Annotated in this window: 1 protein-coding gene; it reads left to right on the top strand. The window is 42.0% G+C overall.

Features of this window, described 5'->3' with window-relative positions:
* Nucleotides 1-1,690: heavy metal translocating P-type ATPase (locus ABZV77_RS42600; RefSeq protein WP_356268778.1), on the top strand; the 1,690-nt coding region annotated here is incomplete at its 5' end.
* Between the last annotated feature and the right edge of the window lie 165 nt (nucleotides 1,691-1,855).

Here is a 1,855-nt window from a genome sequence, read left to right as displayed (position 1 = left end):
GGTGCACCAGGGCGCGGGCGGCGTCGCTGCGCCAGGGCAGGTGCCGGGGGTGGTCAAGACCCCAGCGCCGGGCGAGTTGGCCGGCGTCGAGGAACATGAAGAATCAGCAATTGTCACTTTTCTCTTCGCTTTCGGTGGATTTTTGGAGAAAAAAACGCTTGAAAAAACGCGATCAAGTATCAAAGAACTCACGAATATGGCACCCAGCACAGCCCTATCTGCTGATGGCGAAGAAATGGACATTGATGAAGTTGAAATTGGCGACAAACTCTTAGTAAAAACCGGACGTCAAGTTCCTGTTGATGGTCGTATTTACCAAGGATCTGGCTATGTCAACGAAGCCAGTATCACAGGTGAATCACGTGAAATCAGAAAGGAAGCTGGTACCAAAGTTTTTGCAGGTTCTATCTTAGAAAACGGTACAATTTACGTAGAAGCAGAAAAAGTCGGCGAAGATACAACCTTTGGTAAAATTATTGAACTTGTCGAAGAAGCCCAAGATACCAAATCTCCTGCTGAGAAATTCATCGACCGCTTTGCTAAGTATTACACGCCAGCGGTACTTGTTATTGCAGCTATTACTTGGGTTTTTAGTCATAATCTAGAACTAGCCATCACGATTCTCGTACTTGGTTGCCCTGGTGCCCTCGTGATTGGTGCACCTGTTTCAAATGTTGCAGGAATCGGGAATGGTGCAAAAAGAGGCGTCCTTATCAAGGGAGGTGATGTTATGAATACCTTCAGTCACATTGATACGCTTCTGTTTGATAAGACGGGTACTCTGACGAAAGGCAATACAGAAGTTGTTGTTGTCAAAAATTATGGTGCTTCAAAAGAATTGATTGATGCAGTTGCTTCAGCAGAAAATGAATCTGATCACCCATTAGCAACGGCAGTTGTACGCATGATCGGAAAATTCAATCCTATCAAATTTGAAAAAACGGACGTTGTTAAAGGACAGGGAATCATCGCAGACAACCTATTGATTGGTAATGAAAAAATGATGGTGGTTAATCATATTACGATTTCTCCCGAGCAGAAACAGGACATCACAGAAATCACTGATTCAGGTGCATCAGTTGTTTTGGTCGCAGCTGATAACAGATTGCAACTAATTTATGGTATTGCGGACGAAATACGTTCTGGTGTCAAAGAATCCCTCGAAGAACTACGCCACGAAGGTATTTCTCGTATGATTATGCTGACTGGAGACAACGAGACAACAGCTAAAGCAGTCGCCGCCCAACTCGGCATCGATGAAGTACGTGCCAATCTCATGCCTGAAGAAAAAGCTGAAGTTGTCAAATCACTCAAAAACTCTGGTAAAAAAATTGCTTTTATCGGTGATGGTGTCAACGATTCTCCTAGTTTGGCACTTGCTAATATAGGTATCGCAATGGGTTCTGGTACTGATACTGCGATTGAAACGTCCGATATCGTGCTAATGAAGTCTAGTTTTGATGAACTTGTCCACGCATATGGTTTAAGTAAACGCACGGTTGCCAACATGACACAAAATATTGTGATTGCGATTGTAGTTGTGCTCTTTTTACTGGCTAGTCTAATCCTTGGAGGTACAGGCTTAGTACCTAGTTTCGTCAACATGGGAACAGGTATGTTCGTCCACGAAGCTAGTATCCTCATCGTCATTGTCAATGGCATGCGACTGATTAGGTATCGAGAGAAATAGAAGAATGGAAACAAACCAAAATTTACGCGGTTTGTTTTCTTTTTTTTTGAGAGGAATTAATTTTTTGGTATCAATAAATTTTATAATAACTTTATCAAAAATAATTTGATAAAATCATCGAGACATTTTCGATGGCTTCTAGAATCTTTACAATTAAAGTTTTCC

It is taken from the genome of Streptomyces sp. NPDC004732 (genome assembly GCF_040609235.1).
Lineage (GTDB): Bacteria > Actinomycetota > Actinomycetes > Streptomycetales > Streptomycetaceae > Streptomyces.
Note: the sequence above shows the minus strand (reverse complement) of the source record. Positions and strands in the feature narration are given on the sequence as shown.